20 protein-coding genes and 1 pseudogene are annotated in these 19,893 nt (G+C 29.8%); 16 read left to right on the top strand and 5 right to left on the bottom strand.

Features of this window, described 5'->3' with window-relative positions:
- Window positions 1–195 precede the first annotated feature (195 nt).
- Window positions 196–2,079 (bottom strand): hypothetical protein, encoded by a 1,884-nt coding sequence (locus tag EDC18_RS13975; RefSeq protein ID WP_132254149.1) that lies wholly within the window; start codon window positions 2,077–2,079, stop codon window positions 196–198.
- Between the two features lie 12 nt (window positions 2,080–2,091).
- Window positions 2,092–3,687 (bottom strand): flagellar assembly protein A, encoded by a 1,596-nt coding sequence (locus tag EDC18_RS13970; RefSeq protein WP_165878598.1) that lies wholly within the window; start codon window positions 3,685–3,687, stop codon window positions 2,092–2,094.
- A 387-nt stretch (window positions 3,688–4,074) separates the two neighbouring features.
- On the opposite strand from EDC18_RS13970, the gene EDC18_RS13965 reads away from it, so the two are divergent.
- The 10 genes and pseudogenes from EDC18_RS13965 (at window position 4,075) to rsmI (ending at window position 12,382) form a co-directional block, all read left to right on the top strand.
- A complete protein-coding gene (locus tag EDC18_RS13965; protein ID WP_132254145.1) occupies window positions 4,075–4,428 on the top strand; it encodes a P-II family nitrogen regulator in 354 nt (117 codons plus the stop codon).
- Window positions 4,429–4,443: 15 nt separating this feature from the next.
- Window positions 4,444–5,670, top strand: a pseudogene (locus tag EDC18_RS13960) (ammonium transporter); the annotation flags it as partial.
- Window positions 5,671–5,860: 190 nt separating this feature from the next.
- Window positions 5,861–7,282, top strand: coding sequence for an aminotransferase class I/II-fold pyridoxal phosphate-dependent enzyme (locus tag EDC18_RS13955; protein ID WP_132254143.1), 1,422 nt, complete (start codon window positions 5,861–5,863; stop codon window positions 7,280–7,282).
- Between the two features lie 5 nt (window positions 7,283–7,287).
- The gene (tmk, locus tag EDC18_RS13950; protein WP_132254141.1) at window positions 7,288–7,908 is read left to right on the top strand and encodes a dTMP kinase; all 621 of its coding nucleotides are present in this window, start codon (window positions 7,288–7,290) and stop codon (window positions 7,906–7,908) included.
- Between the two features lie 72 nt (window positions 7,909–7,980).
- Entirely contained in the window at window positions 7,981–8,310 is a 330-nt protein-coding gene (locus EDC18_RS13945; RefSeq protein ID WP_132254139.1) for a cyclic-di-AMP receptor, read from the top strand.
- Window positions 8,311–8,322: 12 nt separating this feature from the next.
- Window positions 8,323–8,766: a YaaR family protein gene (locus EDC18_RS13940; protein WP_132254138.1), complete on the top strand. Its 444-nt coding sequence runs from the start codon at window positions 8,323–8,325 to the stop codon at window positions 8,764–8,766.
- A 106-nt stretch (window positions 8,767–8,872) separates the two neighbouring features.
- On the top strand, window positions 8,873–9,862 hold the full coding sequence (locus tag EDC18_RS13935) for a DNA polymerase III subunit (protein ID WP_132254136.1): 990 nt from the start codon (window positions 8,873–8,875) through the stop codon (window positions 9,860–9,862).
- A gap of 3 nt (window positions 9,863–9,865) precedes the next feature.
- Window positions 9,866–10,786 (top strand): PSP1 domain-containing protein, encoded by a 921-nt coding sequence (locus EDC18_RS13930; RefSeq protein WP_132254134.1) that lies wholly within the window; start codon window positions 9,866–9,868, stop codon window positions 10,784–10,786.
- Window positions 10,786–11,550, top strand: coding sequence for a tRNA1(Val) (adenine(37)-N6)-methyltransferase (locus EDC18_RS13925; RefSeq protein WP_132254133.1), 765 nt, complete (start codon window positions 10,786–10,788; stop codon window positions 11,548–11,550). Before EDC18_RS13930 ends, EDC18_RS13925 begins: the two co-directional genes overlap by 1 nt.
- Window positions 11,540–12,382 (top strand): 16S rRNA (cytidine(1402)-2'-O)-methyltransferase, encoded by an 843-nt coding sequence (gene rsmI / locus EDC18_RS13920; RefSeq protein WP_132254131.1) that lies wholly within the window; start codon window positions 11,540–11,542, stop codon window positions 12,380–12,382. The genes EDC18_RS13925 and rsmI overlap by 11 nt, the downstream gene beginning before the upstream one ends.
- A 52-nt stretch (window positions 12,383–12,434) precedes the next feature.
- Here rsmI and EDC18_RS13915 read toward each other — a convergent pair whose 3' ends face one another.
- The gene (locus tag EDC18_RS13915) at window positions 12,435–12,698 is read right to left on the bottom strand and encodes an AbrB/MazE/SpoVT family DNA-binding domain-containing protein (RefSeq protein WP_132254130.1); all 264 of its coding nucleotides are present in this window, start codon (window positions 12,696–12,698) and stop codon (window positions 12,435–12,437) included.
- Window positions 12,699–12,962: 264 nt separating this feature from the next.
- Between EDC18_RS13915 and EDC18_RS13910 the strand changes: the two genes are divergently transcribed.
- The 6 genes from EDC18_RS13910 to EDC18_RS13885 all read left to right on the top strand — a co-directional run bounded on the left by EDC18_RS13910 (window position 12,963) and on the right by EDC18_RS13885 (window position 16,524).
- Window positions 12,963–13,193, top strand: a complete 231-nt coding sequence (locus tag EDC18_RS13910; protein WP_132254128.1) for a hypothetical protein — start codon at window positions 12,963–12,965, stop codon at window positions 13,191–13,193.
- 59 nt (window positions 13,194–13,252) lie between these two features.
- Complete coding sequence (gene sdaAB / locus EDC18_RS13905; protein WP_132254126.1) at window positions 13,253–13,927, top strand: L-serine ammonia-lyase, iron-sulfur-dependent subunit beta; 675 nt, start codon at window positions 13,253–13,255, stop codon at window positions 13,925–13,927.
- A gap of 18 nt (window positions 13,928–13,945) precedes the next feature.
- Window positions 13,946–14,821 carry an L-serine ammonia-lyase, iron-sulfur-dependent, subunit alpha gene (gene sdaAA, locus EDC18_RS13900; RefSeq protein WP_132254124.1) on the top strand — a complete coding sequence of 292 codons (876 nt, stop codon included), beginning with the start codon at window positions 13,946–13,948 and terminating at the stop codon, window positions 14,819–14,821.
- Window positions 14,822–14,883: 62 nt separating this feature from the next.
- Window positions 14,884–15,465, top strand: a complete 582-nt coding sequence (locus EDC18_RS13895) for a nucleoside recognition domain-containing protein (RefSeq protein WP_132254122.1) — start codon at window positions 14,884–14,886, stop codon at window positions 15,463–15,465.
- Complete coding sequence (locus tag EDC18_RS13890) at window positions 15,462–15,992, top strand: spore maturation protein (protein WP_132254121.1); 531 nt, start codon at window positions 15,462–15,464, stop codon at window positions 15,990–15,992. Before EDC18_RS13895 ends, EDC18_RS13890 begins: the two co-directional genes overlap by 4 nt.
- A gap of 88 nt (window positions 15,993–16,080) precedes the next feature.
- Window positions 16,081–16,524: a MarR family winged helix-turn-helix transcriptional regulator gene (locus EDC18_RS13885; protein ID WP_132254119.1), complete on the top strand. Its 444-nt coding sequence runs from the start codon at window positions 16,081–16,083 to the stop codon at window positions 16,522–16,524.
- Between the two features lie 50 nt (window positions 16,525–16,574).
- Here EDC18_RS13885 and EDC18_RS13880 read toward each other — a convergent pair whose 3' ends face one another.
- Together EDC18_RS13880 and EDC18_RS13875 are read right to left on the bottom strand one after the other, a co-directional pair.
- On the bottom strand, window positions 16,575–18,326 hold the full coding sequence (locus tag EDC18_RS13880) for a DUF885 domain-containing protein (protein ID WP_132254117.1): 1,752 nt from the start codon (window positions 18,324–18,326) through the stop codon (window positions 16,575–16,577).
- A gap of 105 nt (window positions 18,327–18,431) precedes the next feature.
- Window positions 18,432–19,850 (bottom strand): flotillin family protein, encoded by a 1,419-nt coding sequence (locus EDC18_RS13875; RefSeq protein ID WP_132254115.1) that lies wholly within the window; start codon window positions 19,848–19,850, stop codon window positions 18,432–18,434.
- Between the last annotated feature and the right edge of the window lie 43 nt (window positions 19,851–19,893).

The raw sequence follows: 19,893 nt of genomic DNA, 5'->3' as shown, positions 1-19,893 counted from the left end.
GTATTATATTATAGAATACAAAAATAGCTCTAAAGCCAAGAATGGAGGGGAATTGAAACCAATCCCCCCCAACTATTGACAAAGAGCCAAAAAAAATCTTCCTCAAAAATAAGAGGAAGATTTTTTTTGAAAATATAATTTGAAAGGTAATCCGCACAAGTTATAAAAGACAAAGTAATAAGTTCAGTGAACATATTACAATAATGATTCAAATGATTTCAAGTCATTAAAGTCCTTTTTAAAAGTATAATAGTAATAGTTATAGCCATCGACTATTAACGGTACTATAGCCTCTAACTCTAATCTATCATTTGAAATAATAAACATAGTATTATAATCAATAGGGTATACTTTCTTATATTTGTTTAAAATTGTATTGGTTATGGACATTGGATATAGACTTGATTTTTTATGGCAATAGATATGAAGTATATATAAGTCTAATTCAAAATCTAAAGCATCTCTCATTTCTGCCTCAAGTTTGTCTATAAACTGTTTAGGGTAATTGGGTAAGTAGCTTTGTTTTATAGTATCAATATTTTTAAGTTGGTAGATAACGGGCGCTATATGAGTTGCAATTGCATTATAGGATACAATATTTTCATCCGTTAGTAAGACACTATTTTTATTTTTAAGGATAGCAAAGAAACCAATTAATTCAATTTCCGTATTTTGAATATATATTGGAATCATGACTAAGCCAGATGCACTTTCGTTAAGTAATTCTAACAAATCAGGGGTTAAGTAATCACTTAGATAATCAACATTGTATTCAATAACTTTATAGCCCTCTAAAAGAGGCATAAGTTTAGGAGACACTTTTATAATACAATTATTAGGCATAATATTAAGATTATAAGATACGGTGAATTGGTGTAATTGTGAATCGTATAGAGCAAAAAAGCCCATATCTACATCAAAAGAAATATTTAGTGTATTCATCACTAAGGAGATTGTTCTTTCTAAAGATGTAGCGGTATTTATATTTTTCATTAAATTATTTAATCGAATTAATTCATTTAATTTACTGTTGACAAGGTTCTTTTGTTTTTTTATTTCTTCAAAGTATAAGGAATTGTTTATTGCAATATAAGTAGATGATGCTAAACTCTCTACTAATTCAAAAATACTTGGATCATAATCAGCTCCATTTACTTTTTCACCTAATGTAACAAACCCTACTAATGCATTATTTTTTTTAATTAATACAATATAAGAGGGATTAATTTTAGTTAATATTTCATTACCATTATAAAATGTTTGGATAAATCTATCTTTTAAATGGTCAATAGACATATCTATAACAATAGGTAGATTAAAACTACAATTTTTATTTTCAAATAAGGTTAATTCTAGGGATGTACTGTATAAATCAACATTTCTATAATTCATTAATTTATAGTTTTCACTTATTGAATCTTTTATAAAAAAAGTTGTAAAACTACTCTGGGTTAACTCGGAAAAAACGCCAATTGCTAAGTCATATAGATTGTCTAAGGAAAGCTCACTTAATAAAGCTTTTGTAGAGTGATTTATTGCAAATAAATTAAAAACTTTTTCATTTAATTTTATTTTTGTTTCTTCTAAGTTTTTATAAAATATATAATTGGTTAAAGACATAGAAAATAAATTCATTAATGAGGATGCTAAAAGTTCATCTTCAGTATCAAATGGATTTTCTGTATGTCTATTTAATGCAATAATACCATATAATCCTTTATCCATAATAAGAGGAATACAAAAATCGGGATCATATTTGTTTTGTATTTCTTTGGGCAGCAAGTTAGAAAGATTATCTTTATATATTAAACCGGCATGAAAATAAACAATTTCATCATATCTATTGCAATAAGGAAAACTATAATGGGCATTTTCAATATTAGAGTGAGATACAGAAAAATTATTTTCTTTTAATGTCCAAAGAATAATAGTATCAGGCTTTAGAATTTCTTTGCAGAAGGTAAAGGCATACTCGATAATCTGATCTATATCAAATCTTTGAGTAAAAAAATCTATTGCTTTTAATATAGAAGAATAATTATTTGCTGTTGTCAACTTAGAAGTATTGTTTTCAGTCATATGTCACCTCTTTTATGAGTGTTTTAATTCATTATCTTTAAGATAGTAAGTAATTGGCGCTTTATAGAGTTTATTATTTTTATAGCTGTGATTATTAATAGTTATATTGACCTTTGGGTAAACACATTTATTAGCACGTATTTCGCCGTCGCCTTTACTCTTTAAATAAGAAACATATTTTATTCTTTTTTGCTGAAATAGCTTTAGTTGTTTTAAAAGTTTTTCATATGTTATTTCTAAATCTATAAGTGCTTTTTGTTGTTTTTCATCTAAGGAATTGGTATTATAAACAGACAAAGATTGAGATATATAATTTATTTTATCCTTAATAGTATCAATAGTAGTATTCATTTCATCGTATTCTTCTTTGTATGTAGCTTTACTAAAACCATTAACTTTAATAGATGTTGGTATTTCTGCTCGATTACCTAACTCGCCCACAACAACTCTAATATCGGCTTCTATACTTCCACCTATAATTTTACTATTTAAAGATTCTAGAATAACTTCTTTTGCTTTTATATTAGCATTCATTGCATAATATCCTATATTAACTGTACCATTGCAAATGATAGTACAGTCGGATGCAAATTTAGTATATAAGTCACCATTGCAAATGATCTGAGCTTTATTTTTTCCTGCAATACCGCCTCTTATATAAATGTTACCATCTCTGCTTTCAATTGTATCAATGGCACCTAACCCAAGTTGCCCCATTATTTGAATATCATTATCTGCTCTAACAGAAAAATTATCATCTATACCACTTTTTACCTCTACAAATCCATCAAAATCAATATTACCTGTTTCAAATGATACATCTCCTGAGATTTCTAAACAATTACAGACAGAGAGGATACCATCTTCATAAATGACAGCACCAGTTTTTCTAGAAGTCAGTACGGTTCTTTTTTCATCTTCACTTAAATTGGCGGATATAGTTTTTTTATCATATATTAGTTTAAGCTGTTTACCAGGTAGTGCAGGAATAGGTGTTCCAAATACTGTTTTACCGGGTATACCGGAAGTGGGTTCTATTCTTTCTCCTACCCAATCCCCTTTATCAACTTTATTTATTAAATTCATTTCATAATGATTTACTTTTCCATCATTATAGATTTGAGGCTTAACTTCTTGAAGCTCGTATAAATTTATAAGAGCGTCATCACCATTTATAGGTAGTACACCATCTGCAATACAAAACTTCTCCAATGGTTTAAGGTGGTTATTAATTCGTTCAAGATTAAGACCAAATATGATATTTTTATTATTTGCAAAAGCCATAATAAGTTTGATCAGCTCATTTTTATCAAACTGTTTATATTCTTGTGGGTTAAGATTTATAATAGCATAAGCTTTTAATTTATCTGGACTAGTTGTTATTTCAACAATAGGTTTATATTCACCTATACTTATTAAGGTTTTAGTTGGGTTCGTAAGAGCCTCTTTTAGTGATATAAATTTTGTTATTCTTATTCTAGGTAATTCCGTTAAAATCTCATTAAAGGTGGGAATAGAGCAATTATCATTATTAACTTTAATGAATACTTCATTTTGATTTATAAAAAGCTCAAAACTCTCATTAGTGTATATTATATTATTATCCATACAAAAATCCTCCATCAAGCAACTCTTATGTAAAAACTAATAAATATATGTATAAATTATAATATAAATTAGTCAGTATAAGCTAAAATACTAAATGTACCTATCAAAATTTATGTATATATTCTACCATAATGTTGTTATTATTCCAATATTATTAAAAAAATAGTCTACTTAAGGCAAATATAGCATAATATAAAATATAGAAAAATTACTTGACATTGGTATTAAGTTTAAGTATAATTGCTTTATAAATTAATATTAATAGGCAATGAGGCCTACACACTCCAACGATGGAGCTGTGTAGGCCTTTTCTGTTTTTTGTACAAAACTTGCGCAAGTTTAAATATATACAAAAATTAAAAAGTTAATAAGCTGGGAGGCGTTAATATGGAAAACAAAGCCATAACTAAGATTGATATTATTACACGCACTAGTAAATTCGAAGAATTAAAAGAAGCATTAAATAAAATTGGGATAACTGGAATGACAGTATCACAAGTATTAGGGTGTGGGTTACAAAAAGGTAAAACAGAATATTATAGGGGGACTCCTTATAGTATGGATTTATTACCAAAAGTTAAATTAGAAATTGTAGTGTGTGAAGTACCAGTAGAAGAAGTTGTTAGAGTTGCAAAAGAAGTTCTTAGAACTGGTGAAATTGGTGATGGAAAAATATTTATATATCCTGTACAAAATGTTATTAAAATCCGTACAGGTGAAGAAGGCGTAGAAGCACTATAAAAGGGAGGAATTATTATGAATATCAATGATATTATTTATTCAATAGACACAATATGGGTATTATTTGCAGCAACATTAGTATTTTTTATGCAAGCAGGATTTGCAATGGTTGAAACAGGATTTACCAGATCAAAAAATGCTGGTAATATCATAATGAAAAATTTAATGGACTTCTCAGTAGGTTCTATAATGTATTGGTTAGTAGGTTTTGGTATAATGTTTGGTGCTACCCAAGGTGGTTTAATTGGAAAGTTAGATTTTATGAGCGTTGGGGAATATGATTTTGGGATACCAACATTTGCATTTTTAATATTCCAAACAGTATTTTGTGCTACGGCAGCAACCATTGTTTCTGGTGCTATGGCTGAAAGAACAAAATTCGTATCTTATTTAGTATATAGTTTCTTTATAACAACGTTAATTTATCCAATAGTTGGTCACTGGACTTGGGGCGGTGGATGGTTATCTGAGTTAGGATTCCACGATTTTGCAGGATCTACTGTAGTACACTCTGTTGGTGCTTGGTGTGCATTTGTGGGAGCGTCAATTATTGGACCACGTATTGGTAAATATACTAAAGATGGAAAATCAAATGCAATACCAGGTCATAGTTTAACACTTGGTGCATTAGGGGTATTTATTTTATGGTTTGGATGGTTTGGATTTAATCCAGGTTCTCAATTAGAAGCAGCAGGGATCGGAAATGCCAATGCCATTGGTCATATATTTGTAACAACGAACCTAGCAGCAGCAGCTTCTGCTATTGTAACAATGTTTATAACTTGGGCAAGATACAAAAAGCCTGATGTATCTATGACATTAAATGGCGCTTTAGCAGGTCTTGTAGCAATAACAGCAGGAACAGATATTGTATCACCAGTAGGCGCATTTTTTATCGGAATAATAGCAGGATTTGTAATTGTATTTGGTATAGAATTTATCGATAAAGTATTAAAAGTGGATGATCCAGTAGGTGCAGTAGGTGTTCACGGATTATGTGGTGCAACAGGAACTTTAGCAGTAGGACTATTTGCTACAGAAGGTGGTTTATTCTATGGTGGTGGTTTTGAATTATTAGGCATCCAAGCTATAGGTGTAATAGCAGTAGCAGCGTGGGTATTCTTTGCAGCATTTATAGTTTTTAAAGTTGTTGATAAAACAATTGGATTAAGAGTATCTGAAGAAGAGGAAATTAAAGGATTAGACATTGAAGAACATGGTATAGAAAGTTATGCAGATTTTGAAGTTAAAACGTATAAAGTTTATTAATAAAAAATCAAAAACCACTGAATTAAAAAATTAGTGGTTTTTGGTTTTTTTTCTATGTATTTGTCCTGAAAAAATAATTTGAAGAAATATAAAGTATATTATATAATAAAAGTAGAATAGTAATTTAGACGATTATACTTTCATATAAGGAGTTAAAGGACATATGAAAACACCTATATTTACTGCACTAAAAAAACACACTGAAAAAAACAGTGTATCGTTTCATATGCCTGGACACAAAAATAGTAACTATATTAAAAAAGAACTAATAGACTTTGATCTTACAGAAATAGATGGACTAGATAATTTACACGGGCCTATAGATATTATTGAAAAGTCACAAAAAAATGCGGCAAGAGTATATAATACTTTTAAAACATATTATCTTATTAATGGTAGCACTGTAGGTATATTATCATCTATACTTGGACTAACCAATAAAGGGGATAAGATATTAATTGCTAGAAACTGTCACAAATCAGTATATAATGCAATTATTATGAATGAATTAGAACCAATATATATTTACCCTGAACTAGTAACTGAGTACGGTATATCAGGGGGATTAAATTCTAAAGACATAGAAAAAACACTTATAGATAATCCAGATATAAAACTTGCTGTTATTACATCTCCAAGTTATGAAGGTGTAGTATTGGATGTAAAAGGGATATCTAAAATAACTAAAAACCATAAAATCCCATTAATTGTGGATGAAGCCCATGGTTCTCATTTAAGGTTTAATGAGTATTTTCCAAGTAGTGCATTAGAGGATGGGGCAGATGTGGTAATCCATAGTCTACATAAAACCATGCCATCACTTACACAAACAGCTTTATTACATATTAATAATGAAGTATTGGACTTTAGTAGAATAAAATTATATCTTAGTATGTTACAAACGAGTAGTCCTTCTTATATTCTTATGGCTAGTATGGATTATTGCATAGGGTTATTGGATAAGGAAGGCTATACATTATATAATAAATTCGTAGAAGAGTTAAAGGACTTTAGAGATAAACTAAACTATAATTTAAAAAACATGGTATTAATAGATGATACTATAGTGGATCGCTATTCTATCAAGGCCATAGATAAAAGTAAAATTGTCTTAAACTTAAGAAATACACAGCATACAGGTCAAGATATTGAAGTGTATTTGAGAGAAGAACATAACATACAGATGGAACTTTCAAATAGAGACAATACAATAGGGATTACAACATTTAGCAATTCAAAAGAAGATTTAAACAAATTATACAATGGATTAATGGAAATTGATAATAGATTAAAGAAAAATAAGAAAAGTGCCGATATATTAAATACAGTAATATTAGAAAAACAATTAAATCCATATGAAGTTAATGGAAAAAAAGTAGCTTCAACTGAATTTATATATAGTAATGGATATATATCAGCAGAATTTATTATACCATATCCTCCAGGAATACCTTTAATTGTTCCAGGTGAATTAATTTCTAAAGAATTGATAGAAATAGTATTAGAATACAAAAAACTTGGGATATCAATGATTGGAACAGCAGATAAAGACTTAGAAACAATAAAAGTTATAAAAGGAGCATAATTAAAATGGCAGGGTTATTCATTACAATTGAAGGTGCAGATGGTTCAGGGAAGACAACACAAATAGAACTATTAAAAAAGTATTTTAATCATAATAATTATGATTTTATTTATACACGTGAGCCTGGTGGAACAATTATTAGTGAAGCCATAAGAAATATTATATTAGATAAAAACTATACAGAAATGAATTTTAAAACAGAAGTATTATTATATGCAGCATCTAGGGCTCAACATGTAGAAGAATTAATAAGACCTGCATTAAAGAGTGGGAAAATAGTACTTTGTGATAGATATATAGACTCCTCTATTGTTTATCAAGGAATAGCTAGAGGAATTGGAATAGATGAAGTAACAAAAATTAATGAATGGGCAACAAGTGGACTTAATCCAGATATTACATTCTTATTGGATTTAGAGCCTAATATAGGTCTATCAAGGAAACAAAAACAAAAAGAGTTAGATAGACTTGAACTTGAAAAAGATGCTTTTCATATAGACGTTGTTAAGGGATACCGTCACATTCAAGAAAAAGACCCTGATAGAATTATTTTAATTGATGCCTCAAAAACAATAGAAGAAGTACATCAACTAATAATTAATAAAATAAACAATGAGATTTCATAATTTTATAATATTAAGGCATAATACAAAAATAAAATAATTATGTTATCTCTAAATTATAAAGGGGGAATCAATATGAAGTTAGTTATAACAATTGTTCAAGATGAAGATACTAACAAATTAATTCAAAGGTTAAACCAAGAGGGTTTTATGGCAACTAAATTAGCAAGTACAGGTGGTTTCTTAAAAACTGGAAACACTACAATATTTGTTGGTGTAGAAGAAAGCAAAGTAGAAGACGTCATTGAAATAATAAAAGAAGTATGTAAAACAACAAAACAAATGTCATTATTGAATCAGCCTATTGCAAGTATGACAGAAGGATATATTTCTTATCCAATTGAAGTTTCAGTGGGTGGCGCAACAATTTTTGTTGTAGATGTAGAAAAATATTTAAAAATCTAATGGAGGCACCTTATGGATATAAAACTCAATCAAGTTCAAATGAATAAAGTAAATGAGCTTCAGAATAAAAATGACCTCAAGGCTGAAAAACCATTTAAGTTTACTTTAATGAGTAAGATTGAGGAAGGTGACCTTAAAAATAAATTAACCAATCTAATTGAGGAAATTAACGACCAAGGTAGTAAAATATCTAAACATATGGATATTAAAGATATGAGAAAATATAGAGAGCTCGTTAAAGATTTTATGAATGAAGTATTAACAAGATCTCATAAATTTTCTAGAGAGAATTTTTTAGACCGACGTGGAAGACATAGGGTTTATGGCATCGTTCGCTTAGTGGACAAAAACTTAGATGAGTTGGCCAATGAATTAATTCAAGAAGAAAAAAATCAATTGAATATCTTAAGTAAAGTGGATGAAATAAGAGGTCTTTTACTGGATGTTCTAACGTAAATAGGATATGATAAAACAATCAGACTTTAGAAATGTACAATCACATTTTTAAAGTCTGAATCTTTATAAGGTTTAATGGTTGTATTAAATAGTTAGGGGATTAATAATGAATACATTTAATGATATAATAGGTTATGATGATATTAAAGAGCATTTTAGATTATCTATTAGAAGTTCAAAGATTTCTCATGCATATATTATCAATGGGCAAAAAGGTATGGGAAAGAAACTAATAGGGAATATTTTTGCAAAGACTTTACAATGTATAGAGGAAAAAGATAATCCTTGTAATCAATGTACTTCTTGCAAACAATATGACTCTGAAAACAATCCAGATGTCGTATTTGTAAAATCAACAAAATTAAAAAGTATCGGTGTAGATGATATTAGAAGTCAGATCAATCAAGATATATATATAAAACCCTACAGTTATAAATATAAAATATACATGATTGATGAAGCAGAGAAATTAACAGAACAAGCCCAAAATGCATTATTAAAAACCATAGAAGAACCACCAACATATGGTATAATCATATTATTAGTTAATAATATTTTTAAACTATTGCCTACAATACTGTCTAGATGTGTTGTTATTAATTTAAAGCCTATAGAAGATGTTAAAATAAAAAAATATTTAATAGAAAATAATAATATTGATGAAGTAGATGCAAATATTTACGTTGCAATGTCCCAAGGTATTATTGGTAGGGCAAAAGAATTGGCTTTATCCGATGATTTTAATAAAATGAGAAAAGAATGTGTATCCTTATTGATTAAGCTTAACACATTGTCTATTAATGAGATACTAGATAGGGCATCTAAGATAGATGAGTACAAAGATAGGATAGAAGAATATTTAGATATTATATTGACATGGTATAGAGATATCCTTGTATTAAAATCTACAAACACAAATAATAAATTAATTCATAAAGATTACTACAATTATTTATTGAAAGCTAGCAATGATTTAACGTATAATAAAATAGGCAATACTATTAAAAAAATAGAAGAAACGAAAAAAATGATATTAAATAACGTTAATTACCAGTTAAGTATGGAATCATTGTTATTGAATATAAAGGAGAGTTAACATATGGTTACAGTTATAGGAGTGAGATTTAGAAAGGCAGGTAAAGTCTATTATTTTGATCCAGATTCATTAGATATAGAGCAAGGTAACAATGTTATAGTAGAAACCGCTAGAGGTATAGAATATGGAGCAGTTGTTATTGGTAAAAAAGAAATACCAGAAGAAGAAGTTGTACAACCGTTGAAAAAAGTTATTCGTTTAGCAACTAGTGAAGACGATGAAAAAGAAAAAACAAATAAAGAAAATGAGAAAGAAGCTTTTGATATTTGTGTTGAGAAGATAACGAAACACAAGTTAGATATGAAATTAATTGATGTAGAATATACATTTGATAATAATAAAGTGCTATTTTATTTTACTGCTGAAGGTCGTATAGATTTTAGAGAATTAGTAAAAGATTTGGCCGCTGTATTTAAAACTAGGATTGAACTAAGACAAATCGGCGTAAGAGATGAAACAAAAATGATAGGTAGCATAGGTATTTGTGGTAGATCTTTATGTTGTAGTACCCATTTATGTGAATTTCATCCAGTATCTATAAAAATGGCTAAAGAACAGAACTTATCTCTTAATCCTTCTAAAATATCTGGTGTATGTGGTAGATTAATGTGTTGTTTAAAATATGAAGAAGAAACCTATGAAGAGTTAAATAAAACTTTACCTGATGTAGGTGATATTGTAAAAACAAAAGATGGTTTCTCTGGAGAAGTTCTAAGTGTTAATGTATTAAGACAAAAAGCAAGAGTACTTATACGTAAGCCAGATGAAGATGTAGAAGTAAGAGAATACAATGCTATGGATTTAAAATTCAAAAAGCAAAATAAAAAGAAAAAAGAAGAAGATCGTATGGAAGAGGCAGATTTGTTACAATTACAAGAGTTAGAGCAGATTGAAAAACAAGAAGGGAAATTAAATAAAAAATAATGTCTACAGTAGGACTGAAAGCAAATGAAAGAATTGACGAACTTCATATAAACAATTATAAGATAATACAAGATCCCAATAGTTTTTGCTTTGGAATGGATCCTATATTATTAACAGGGTTTATTGATACAGAGATTAAAGGTAGGGTTCTTGATTTAGGGACAGGTACAGGTATTATACCTATACTTTTAGAAGCTAAAACCAAAGCAACAGAATTAATTGGATTAGAAATACAATCCCAAAGTGCAGATATGGCTTCAAGGAGTGTGAAACTTAATTCTATTGAAAACAAAGTTTCAATAGTAGAGGGAGATATAAAAAATGCAGATAATCTTTTCCCTTTATCTAGCTTTGATGTTATAACTTCAAATCCACCTTATATGGTGGACAATAATGGATTAAAGAATAATAATACACCTAAAACAATTGCAAGGCACGAAGTCCTATGCACACTTGAAGATGTCATAAGAGTATCATCAAGATTAGTAAAAGTGGGTGGAAAAGTTTATTTGGTTCATAGACCCAATAGATTAGTGGATATCATTAGTTTGTTTAAAAAATATAAGTTAGAACCAAAGAGAATGAGATTGGTACATCCTTTTATAGACAAAGAGCCAAATATGTTACTAATTGAAGCTGTTAGACATGGAGGTCCTATGATGAAAATAGAAAAACCTCTGATTGTTTATAAAGAAAAAGGTGTATATACAGAAGAAATATATGAGATATATGGAATGAACAAAGGAGAATCTAATGATAGGTAAATTAATTCTTTGTGCAACACCCATAGGCAATTTAGAAGATATTACAATTAGAACAATAAATACACTTAAAGAGGTAGATTATATTGCAGCAGAAGATACAAGACATACCAAGAAGCTTCTTAATGCATATGATATCAATACCCCTTTAACAAGTTATCATGAACATAATAAAATAGAAAAAGGAAAAGTTCTAATCCAAAAAATCAAAGAAGGTAAGACCATTGCTTTAGTAAGTGATGCTGGGACACCAGGAATTTCTGATCCAGGTGAAGAATTAGTAAAAATGTGTTATGAAGAAGAAATAATAGTTACCGCATTACCAGGTGCAGTTGCTGGTATTATGGCATTGATTTTATCAGGACTCTCAACACGAAGATTTTCCTTTGAAGGGTTTTTACCATTAGAAAATAAAGAGCGTAATTATTTAATAGACCAACTTGTCAATGAAACAAGGACAATAATAATTTATGAAGCGCCCCACAGACTAAAGAGGACCTTAAGGGATTTGAATCAAAAGTTAGGGAATAGAAAAATAACCTTATGTAGAGAGTTAACTAAAAGATATGAAACCATTATTCCAACTGATATAGAGGGTGCTATTGAGGTTTATAATCAAGAAGATCCAAAAGGTGAGTATGTTCTTATTTTAGAAGGCAAGCCTATAGAAGAAATTAAAGAGGAAGCACAAGACGAATGGAAAAAGCTAACCATTAACGAACACATGGATTATTATTTTAAAAAAGGCATAGATAAAAAAGAAGCCATGAAAAAAGTTGCAAAAGACCGGGGCATAGGAAAAAGAGAAGTATATGATTATTTAATAAAAGACTAGTTTGTGAAAAACAAACTAGTCTTTTATTTTATGTACCTAGAATTTATTTGTATTATTCTTTTATTTCAAGACCTGCTAATTTAGCCATTTCTACAATAGAAGTTTTAGAAATTTTCTTGCCATAATAATCTATTAAATCATTCATTCCACCTGTAAATATATCACAAGGTTCATACTTTTTAAGGATTATTTTATCATCGTCTACAAATATTTCTAAAGGATCTTTTTCATTTACGTGTAAGTTACGTCTCAATTCAATAGGTAAAGTGATACGACCTAATTCATCCAACTTCCTTACAATTCCTGTTGATTTCATAAAAACCCCCCTTTTATAACGAAAATCTACAATATAGTATAAAAATATCATAAATATAAGGATACGTCAATAAGTATTGTATATAAACTACAAAAAAGTATATTATTTCCAAACCTAGGATAGATTTGGAAAGTAGGTCTTTAATAAAACTTGTGTCATAACATTACACTTTTATTGGAATAATAATTTTGATGGATAAGGTAAAAATAAACACAGAGATAAAATCTCTTATAGGCAATATAGTAAAAGTAAGGAGTGAATTCTGTGAGTAGAAAAGAAAAAGTTCAAAAAGAGAACACTAGAAGAGTAGAGCAACTTGAACACTTAGTAGAGGCCCATACAAGAACTGAGCGACATTTAGAACAATACTCTAATATAGCAGCAGAAGATCAAAAGCAACATGCAAAAGAACTCCAAAGAAAAAGAGAAAATCAAATTCATAATTTAGAACACATTTTAGTTACGGGGCAACATAATAATGAATTCGATGAGTAGATAATAAAGTGCTAACTGCTTCATTCTATGAAGCAGTTAGATATAATAAGGAGAAGAAAATGGAAGAATACAGTATTTTTGATATGATTGGACCTATAATGGTAGGACCTTCAAGTTCTCATACAGCAGGTGCTGCAAAAATTGCTTACATAGGATATAAAATACTAGGTGAAGAAGTGATGGAAGTTACTTTTACATTACATGGCTCTTTTGCAAGTACTTATAAAGGACATGGTACAGATAAAGCATTAGTAGGAGGTATTATGGGTTTGCTACCTGATGATGAAAATTTAAAACATGCATTTGATTTAGCAAAAGAAAAAAATATAGTAATTGGTTTTAAAGAAGGCGATCTAGGAAATGTTCACCCTAATACAGTAAGAATTGATTTAACAGGAGTAACCAATAAAAAAATCAATATAATCGGTTCATCTATTGGTGCAGGAAAAATAAAGATTATTAATATAGGAAATATTGATATTGATTTTACAGGGGATTATACTACATTAATTACCCATCATATAGATCAGCCTGGCATTATAGCGAAAATAACAACAATACTAGCAAATTCAAATATCAATATAGCATTTATGAAAGTGTACAGGCCTAGCAAAGGAGAAATGGCAGTAATGTTATTAGAAACAGATGAAAACATACCACATAGTGTTATTGAAGAAATTAATAAAATAGAAAAAATGAATTCTGTACAATTAATTGAGAAGATAACGGGTTAGTGTAAAGGAGAGACCAACATGAATTTTTCATCAGGTGAAGAATTATTAGCAAAAGCTCAAGAATTAAAGCATATTTATAATGTAGTGATGAAATATGAAAGTCATAAAAGCAATAAAAATGAAGAGGATATATTAGATAAATTAAAGTTAAGCTGGCATATAATGCAAGAAGCCATCCAACAAGGACTTGATAAGGAAACAAAAGGTAAAGGTCATATGATAGGGGGAGAAGCCCTTAAAATGAAAGAAAGGTATACACATAATAATACCATATGTGGCAATACAATGGCTAAAGCCATTAGTTATGGACTGAGTACAATGGAAGTTAATGCTTGTATGGGTAGAATCGTTGCTTGCCCTACTGCAGGATCTAGCGGTGTTCTTCCAGGAATTCTATTAATGTTAAAAGAAGAGTATGAAATACCAGATGAGAAGATTATTAAAGGTTTATTAACAGCAAGTGGTATTGGCATTATTATAGGAAAAAACGCCAGCCTTTCAGGTGCAGAAGGAGGATGTCAGGCAGAAGTTGGTTCTGCATCAGCAATGGCTGCGGCTGCTGTTGTAGAAATTATGGGTGGGACACCAGCAATGGCTTTATCAGCCAGTGCGATTGCATTACAAAATTTAATGGGGCTAATTTGTGACCCTGTAGCAGGACTTGTAGAGGTGCCTTGTCAAAAAAGAAATGCTATTGGAATAGCAAATGGTTTAATTGCTTCAGAGATGGCTTTAGCAGGAATTGAGAGTGTCATACCATTTGATGAAGTTGTACACGCTATGAAAGAAGTATCAAAACTTATGCCATCAATGCTTAGAGAAACAGCTCAAGGAGGTATTGCCACTACCCCTACTGCTAAAAAATTTGAAAAAGAAATTTTTTCCCAAAGATAAAGGGGTTATTTTTAATAGTACAAAATCATATAAATAATTAAGCAAAGTATGAGGAGGATTTAATGCTTAATTATTTATGGGCATATATGATTATTATTGGTATTATTGTAGGAGCATTTACTGGAAATATGCCAGAGGTTACTCAGGCAGCTATAGATTCCTCTAAAGATGCAGTGCAGCTATGTATTACTTTGGTAGGTGTCATTGCTATGTGGACTGGATTAATGAGAATTGCCGAAAAAGCAGGTATTATTAGGGCCCTTACTAGAAAAATGCGACCTATTTTAAGATTTTTATTTCCAGATATACCAGATAACCATCCAGCGAAAAAATATATAGCAACCAATATGATAGCTAATATGTTAGGATTAGGATGGGCAGCCACACCTCCGGGTCTAAAAGCTATGGAAAAACTACAGGAATTAAATCCTAATAAAGAAGTAGCAAGTAATGCTATGTGTACATTTCTAATTATAAATATTTCTTCTGTACAATTATTACCTATTAATATAATAGCCTATAGGTCTCAATATGGATCAGCCAATCCTGCTGAAATTATTGGTCCAGCACTATTAGCCACCATGGTTTCTACATTAGTAGGGGTAATATTTGCAAAACTTATGTTACGGAGGAAAAAGGTATGAGATTTGTACTATATATTTCTGAGTATTTAATTCCATTGGTTTTTATTTATATTGTTGGGTTTGGTTTGATTAGTAAAGTCCCTTTATTTGATGAATTTATAGAAGGGGCAAAAGATGGGTTTAAAGTTGTATTTAGTATAATGCCTACACTTATTGGCTTAATGGTAGCTGTTGGTATCCTTAGAGCGTCAGGAGCATTAGATTTCTTAACAATGATTATAACTCCAGTAACTAATATTCTAAAATTTCCATCAGAGATAGTACCCATAGCACTTATGAGAACAGTAAGTTCATCTGCAACTACAGGGCTTGTTTTAGACTTGTTTAAAACTTATGGTCCTGATTCATTAATTGGTAGAATGACATCAATAATGATGGGGTGTACTGAAACTATTTTTTATACTTTATCAGTATATTTTTTAGCGATTAACATTAGAAAAACAAGGTATACCATTACTGGAGCATTATTAGCAAATCTAGCAGGAATTGTTTTTAGTGTTTATATTACATATTCATTATTTGGATAGAAAAATCATAAAAAGAAAAATATTGTTATATTACTTTAATATAGTGTATAATATAAGCATAACTTAATGGTTAGTGGTGGTGGATAATTTGGAAGAATATTACAAAACTCTTAATAATTTGTTAGTTGGTTTATTTAATGATATATTACAGATTGAAGAAAAAGCATTATTAAGTGATAATTTTAAAGATATTTCAATTACGGATATGCATATCATAGAGGCAATTGATATTGATAAGCCCAAAAACATGTCCACAGTTGCTAAAAAGCTTAATATAACAGTTGGTACATTAACCATTGCCATTAATAACCTTGTTAAAAAAGGGTATGTTAACCGCATAAGAAGTGAATTAGATAGAAGAGTAGTATTAATATCTTTAACGACAAAAGGAAAAAGAGCTTTTTTACATCATTTAAAGTTTCATAAAGAAATGATAGATGAGACAATAAAAAATCTTGACGGAGAAGAAGTAAAGATTTTTATAAAAGCCCTTGGTAATATAACAGATTATTTTAAAAAGAAATACAACTAAAATGGCACCCTATGGGTGCCATTTGTTTTAATAGGATAAAGTAAACTGAGCTATTTATTTTTTAACCATTTTTCTAATTCTCTTTCAATAATTTCATAGGGTGCAGGCCCTATAGAAAGAATAAAATCGTGAAAATCTTTAATGTCAAAATCAGAATTTAAAGATGCTGCTTTCTCTTGTAATAATAATACTTCTAAATACCCTATAGAATATTTCAAGGTATTAGCAGGCTCTTCAATAACGTATTGAAATATGTTCTTTATAACCTCAATATCAAGGTTTAAATACAATGAATCAAGATAAGTAGCAACATCTTCAACAGCCCATCCTTCATAATTAACGCCAATATCTATTCGTCCTTGGATTAATAAATCAATCTTTCTATCATATTGAAGAATTTGAGACAAGGAATCTTGAATGTCTAAAAAACCAATTGAAAAATTTTCAGCATATATAGCCCATCCTTCACTGTATCCAGGATAATTTAATATTTGTCTAATTCGAGGGACATCTTGTTGCCTAAAGTAGATATATTGGTACAAATGCCCAGGATAAGTTTCATGAGCAATTGTAGGATATAAGTTATCTAAATCATATTTTTGGTTATTGTTAATATAAATTACTTGGTTGCTTTCCCCATCAATAGGCGGAATTAAGTAAAATGCAGGACTTAAATGCTCTTGTAATGAGGGGTGAACATATTTAATGTCAAGAGCAGGATTACCAACATTGGTAAAATAAGTATTCATACTTTCTATTAAAAAGTTAATTGTATTTTCTGGTGAGTCAATTTTGTATGAAAACTCAAAATAGGCATCAATTAAATCTACGTCTTGTTGAGATAAAACATGATACTGAACAAATGTTTGACGAATTCTTAAATCGATTAAATCTATAATTTCTTCTAATGTTTTTGAAGAACCTGTATAAGAATAATAAAGATATTCATAATAATCAGTACCTTGTGGTAAATAATAAAGGCCTTTATTATTTACACTTTTATCTTTAAGTTGAGTAAGAGCCAGAGCTAATTCTTCATAGGCGGGTATAACAGTATTTATAATTAAATCTCTATTTCTATTTTCAAATTGAGTAATATCATCTGCTGTAATACCTGGTATATCTTTAATTTTATCTATAAAAATTTCTATTAAGAAATTATCTTCTACTGAAGAAGTAAAATAATTAATCTGTTCAATAATGGATTCCATTGCAAAGGCAGGCATTAATAGACCTTCAGTTGCTTTTAACCTTTCAAATTCAATAACTTGATTAAATAATATGGGAACTTCATTTAATAAATTTAGGTAATTATTAATATCTTTTTTAATTCGAAGTGGGTACTCAGCAAAAAATATAGGCAATTGGGATTGCATGCCTAGTGAAGGGCTTAAAATTTTTCTGTGTTTATACAAATTTTTTGACATTAGAGCCACTTCATAGTATTTCATTAGTATGTCATAGGTTAGTTTTTCATCTGTAGACAAATTTTCATAATCAAAGGTTTTTAACTCATTTATAATATTTTCTATTCTTTGTATATCTTTTAAAAATGCTTCTTCGGATAAATCAGGCATGGACGGTATAATATGATCTAAATTATAATTTTCTGGGGAAGCTAAAGTGTAGGCTATATCTAGAGGACTAGATTCAAGCTCAGATTTAAATAAATTGTCTAGGAACATAGCAAATTCTGCATTTTCATCAGGTGTAACTGTTGGCTTCTTACTGCATCCAATTATTGATAGTAGAAGAAGAAAAACAAAAAATATGGTAAATATTTTTTTAAAATGGCATTTCATATTAGACACCTCTCAAAGAAATTAAAGGAAATTCATATATATATATGAATTTCCTTTGTACAAAAATACATGATTTATTAAATATCTTTACTAAAAATATCTAAATTATTCTTCTTCAGTCTCTGGTGCGGATTCTTCATCCACTTCATAAGCAGGTGCATCTTTTGATTTTTCCTTGCCTAGATATTCGGGCAATTGCATACCAGCCATATCTAGTAAATCATTTAGAGGAGGTACTGATTTTATTATACCTGATAAAAAGTTAGCTGTAGCAGGTGTTTTGCCTTGACCACTTCCACCGTCCCAAACAGTAACTTTATCAATTTTAATATTTTTAATGGCTTCCACTTGTATTTTAACAAGATCTTCAATTTTATCAGTAAGTAATAATTTCACAGCATCGTTAGCGTCCCCACCTGCTGCTTTAACAATCTCACTAAAGCCTTGAGCTTGCTTACTAAGGATTTCTTGCATACCTCTTGCTTTAGCTTCCATTTGAAGGAAAATGGCATCTGCTTCACCTTTTGCCATTCTTCTAGTTTGTTCGGCAGAAGCTTCTGCATCAATTTCAACTTTTTGTTTGTCAATTTGAGCTTTAACAATGATATCTGCTTCTTTAGTAGCGCGTTCTCTATCAGCTCTCGCTAACTCAGCTAATTTCTCTGCTTCATAGGCCTCTTCTAAAGCTTTAGCAGACTGAACTTTTTCAGCAGCAGTAGCTTTACGTAAGGCTTCCGCCTCTTTTTCTCTTCTTAGGGCTTCAGAATTAGCAACGGTAACCTTTGCCTCATTTTCCCCTTGTATAGCATGAGAATTGGCTTCAGCTACAGAGATTCTTTCATCTTTTTGAGCAATTGCTTCACCAATAGAACCATCTCTATTTTTCTCAGCTACAGTTTTCTTAGCATCATTGATAGCTTTTGCTGCAGCCTCTTTACCAAGGGCTTCAATATAACCAGATTCATCCCTGATATCAGTAACGTTAACGTTAATTAGTCTTAAACCAATTTTTTTAAGTTCCGATTCTACATTTCTAGAAACAGCCGCTAAAAACTTATCTCTATCCGTATTGATTTCCTCAATATCCATAGTGGCAACAACAAGTCTTAACTGTCCAAATATAATATCCTTTGCTAGCTCTTCTATTTCCTGTAATTTTAGACCTAATAGCCTTTCAGCAGCGTTTTGCATAACCCCTGCTTCTGTGGAAACACCAACAGTAAATCTAGAGGGCACATTAATACGTATATTTTGTTTGCTTAGTGCATTTTTAAGATCAACATTAATGGATATAGGTGTCAAACTTAGGAATTCATAATGTTGTATTACTGGCCATATAAAGGCTGCGCCACCATGAATACATTTTGCGCTGTGAATTTGACCATTGCTACTTCCTACTTTTCCATAGACTACTAGTATTTTGTCTGATGGACATTTGCGATAACGTGATAATAGAGCTATCATTGTGGTTATAACCAGAAAAACAGCAACAGCAATAAGAATAAATATGAGATTAATTTGCATTTAAAAAATTCCCCCTTAATGTAATTGTATTATATATATAAAC

The sequence above is a fragment of the Natranaerovirga pectinivora genome (assembly GCF_004342165.1).
Taxonomy (GTDB): domain Bacteria; phylum Bacillota; class Clostridia; order Lachnospirales; family DSM-24629; genus Natranaerovirga; species Natranaerovirga pectinivora.
This window is presented reverse-complemented; position numbering and strand designations above follow the sequence as displayed.

Excerpts from the sequence above, each read along its gene's own strand:
- EDC18_RS13970 (WP_165878598.1), bottom strand. The coding sequence starts at position 3,687 with ATGGATAATAATATAATATACACTAATGAGAGTTTTGAGCTTTTTATA.
- sdaAA (WP_132254124.1), top strand. The coding sequence starts at position 13,946 with ATGAATTTTTCATCAGGTGAAGAATTATTAGCAAAAGCTCAAGAATTA.
- sdaAB (WP_132254126.1), top strand. The coding sequence starts at position 13,253 with ATGGAAGAATACAGTATTTTTGATATGATTGGACCTATAATGGTAGGA.
- EDC18_RS13940 (WP_132254138.1), top strand. The coding sequence starts at position 8,323 with ATGGATATAAAACTCAATCAAGTTCAAATGAATAAAGTAAATGAGCTT.
- EDC18_RS13965 (WP_132254145.1), top strand. The coding sequence starts at position 4,075 with ATGGAAAACAAAGCCATAACTAAGATTGATATTATTACACGCACTAGT.
- EDC18_RS13915 (WP_132254130.1), bottom strand. The coding sequence starts at position 12,698 with ATGAAATCAACAGGAATTGTAAGGAAGTTGGATGAATTAGGTCGTATC.
- EDC18_RS13875 (WP_132254115.1), bottom strand. The coding sequence starts at position 19,850 with ATGCAAATTAATCTCATATTTATTCTTATTGCTGTTGCTGTTTTTCTG.
- tmk (WP_132254141.1), top strand. The coding sequence starts at position 7,288 with ATGGCAGGGTTATTCATTACAATTGAAGGTGCAGATGGTTCAGGGAAG.
- EDC18_RS13935 (WP_132254136.1), top strand. The coding sequence starts at position 8,873 with ATGAATACATTTAATGATATAATAGGTTATGATGATATTAAAGAGCAT.
- EDC18_RS13945 (WP_132254139.1), top strand. The coding sequence starts at position 7,981 with ATGAAGTTAGTTATAACAATTGTTCAAGATGAAGATACTAACAAATTA.
- EDC18_RS13890 (WP_132254121.1), top strand. The coding sequence starts at position 15,462 with ATGAGATTTGTACTATATATTTCTGAGTATTTAATTCCATTGGTTTTT.
- EDC18_RS13975 (WP_132254149.1), bottom strand. The coding sequence starts at position 2,079 with ATGACTGAAAACAATACTTCTAAGTTGACAACAGCAAATAATTATTCT.
- EDC18_RS13930 (WP_132254134.1), top strand. The coding sequence starts at position 9,866 with ATGGTTACAGTTATAGGAGTGAGATTTAGAAAGGCAGGTAAAGTCTAT.
- EDC18_RS13895 (WP_132254122.1), top strand. The coding sequence starts at position 14,884 with ATGCTTAATTATTTATGGGCATATATGATTATTATTGGTATTATTGTA.
- EDC18_RS13955 (WP_132254143.1), top strand. The coding sequence starts at position 5,861 with ATGAAAACACCTATATTTACTGCACTAAAAAAACACACTGAAAAAAAC.
- EDC18_RS13880 (WP_132254117.1), bottom strand. The coding sequence starts at position 18,326 with ATGAAATGCCATTTTAAAAAAATATTTACCATATTTTTTGTTTTTCTT.
- rsmI (WP_132254131.1), top strand. The coding sequence starts at position 11,540 with ATGATAGGTAAATTAATTCTTTGTGCAACACCCATAGGCAATTTAGAA.
- EDC18_RS13925 (WP_132254133.1), top strand. The coding sequence starts at position 10,786 with ATGTCTACAGTAGGACTGAAAGCAAATGAAAGAATTGACGAACTTCAT.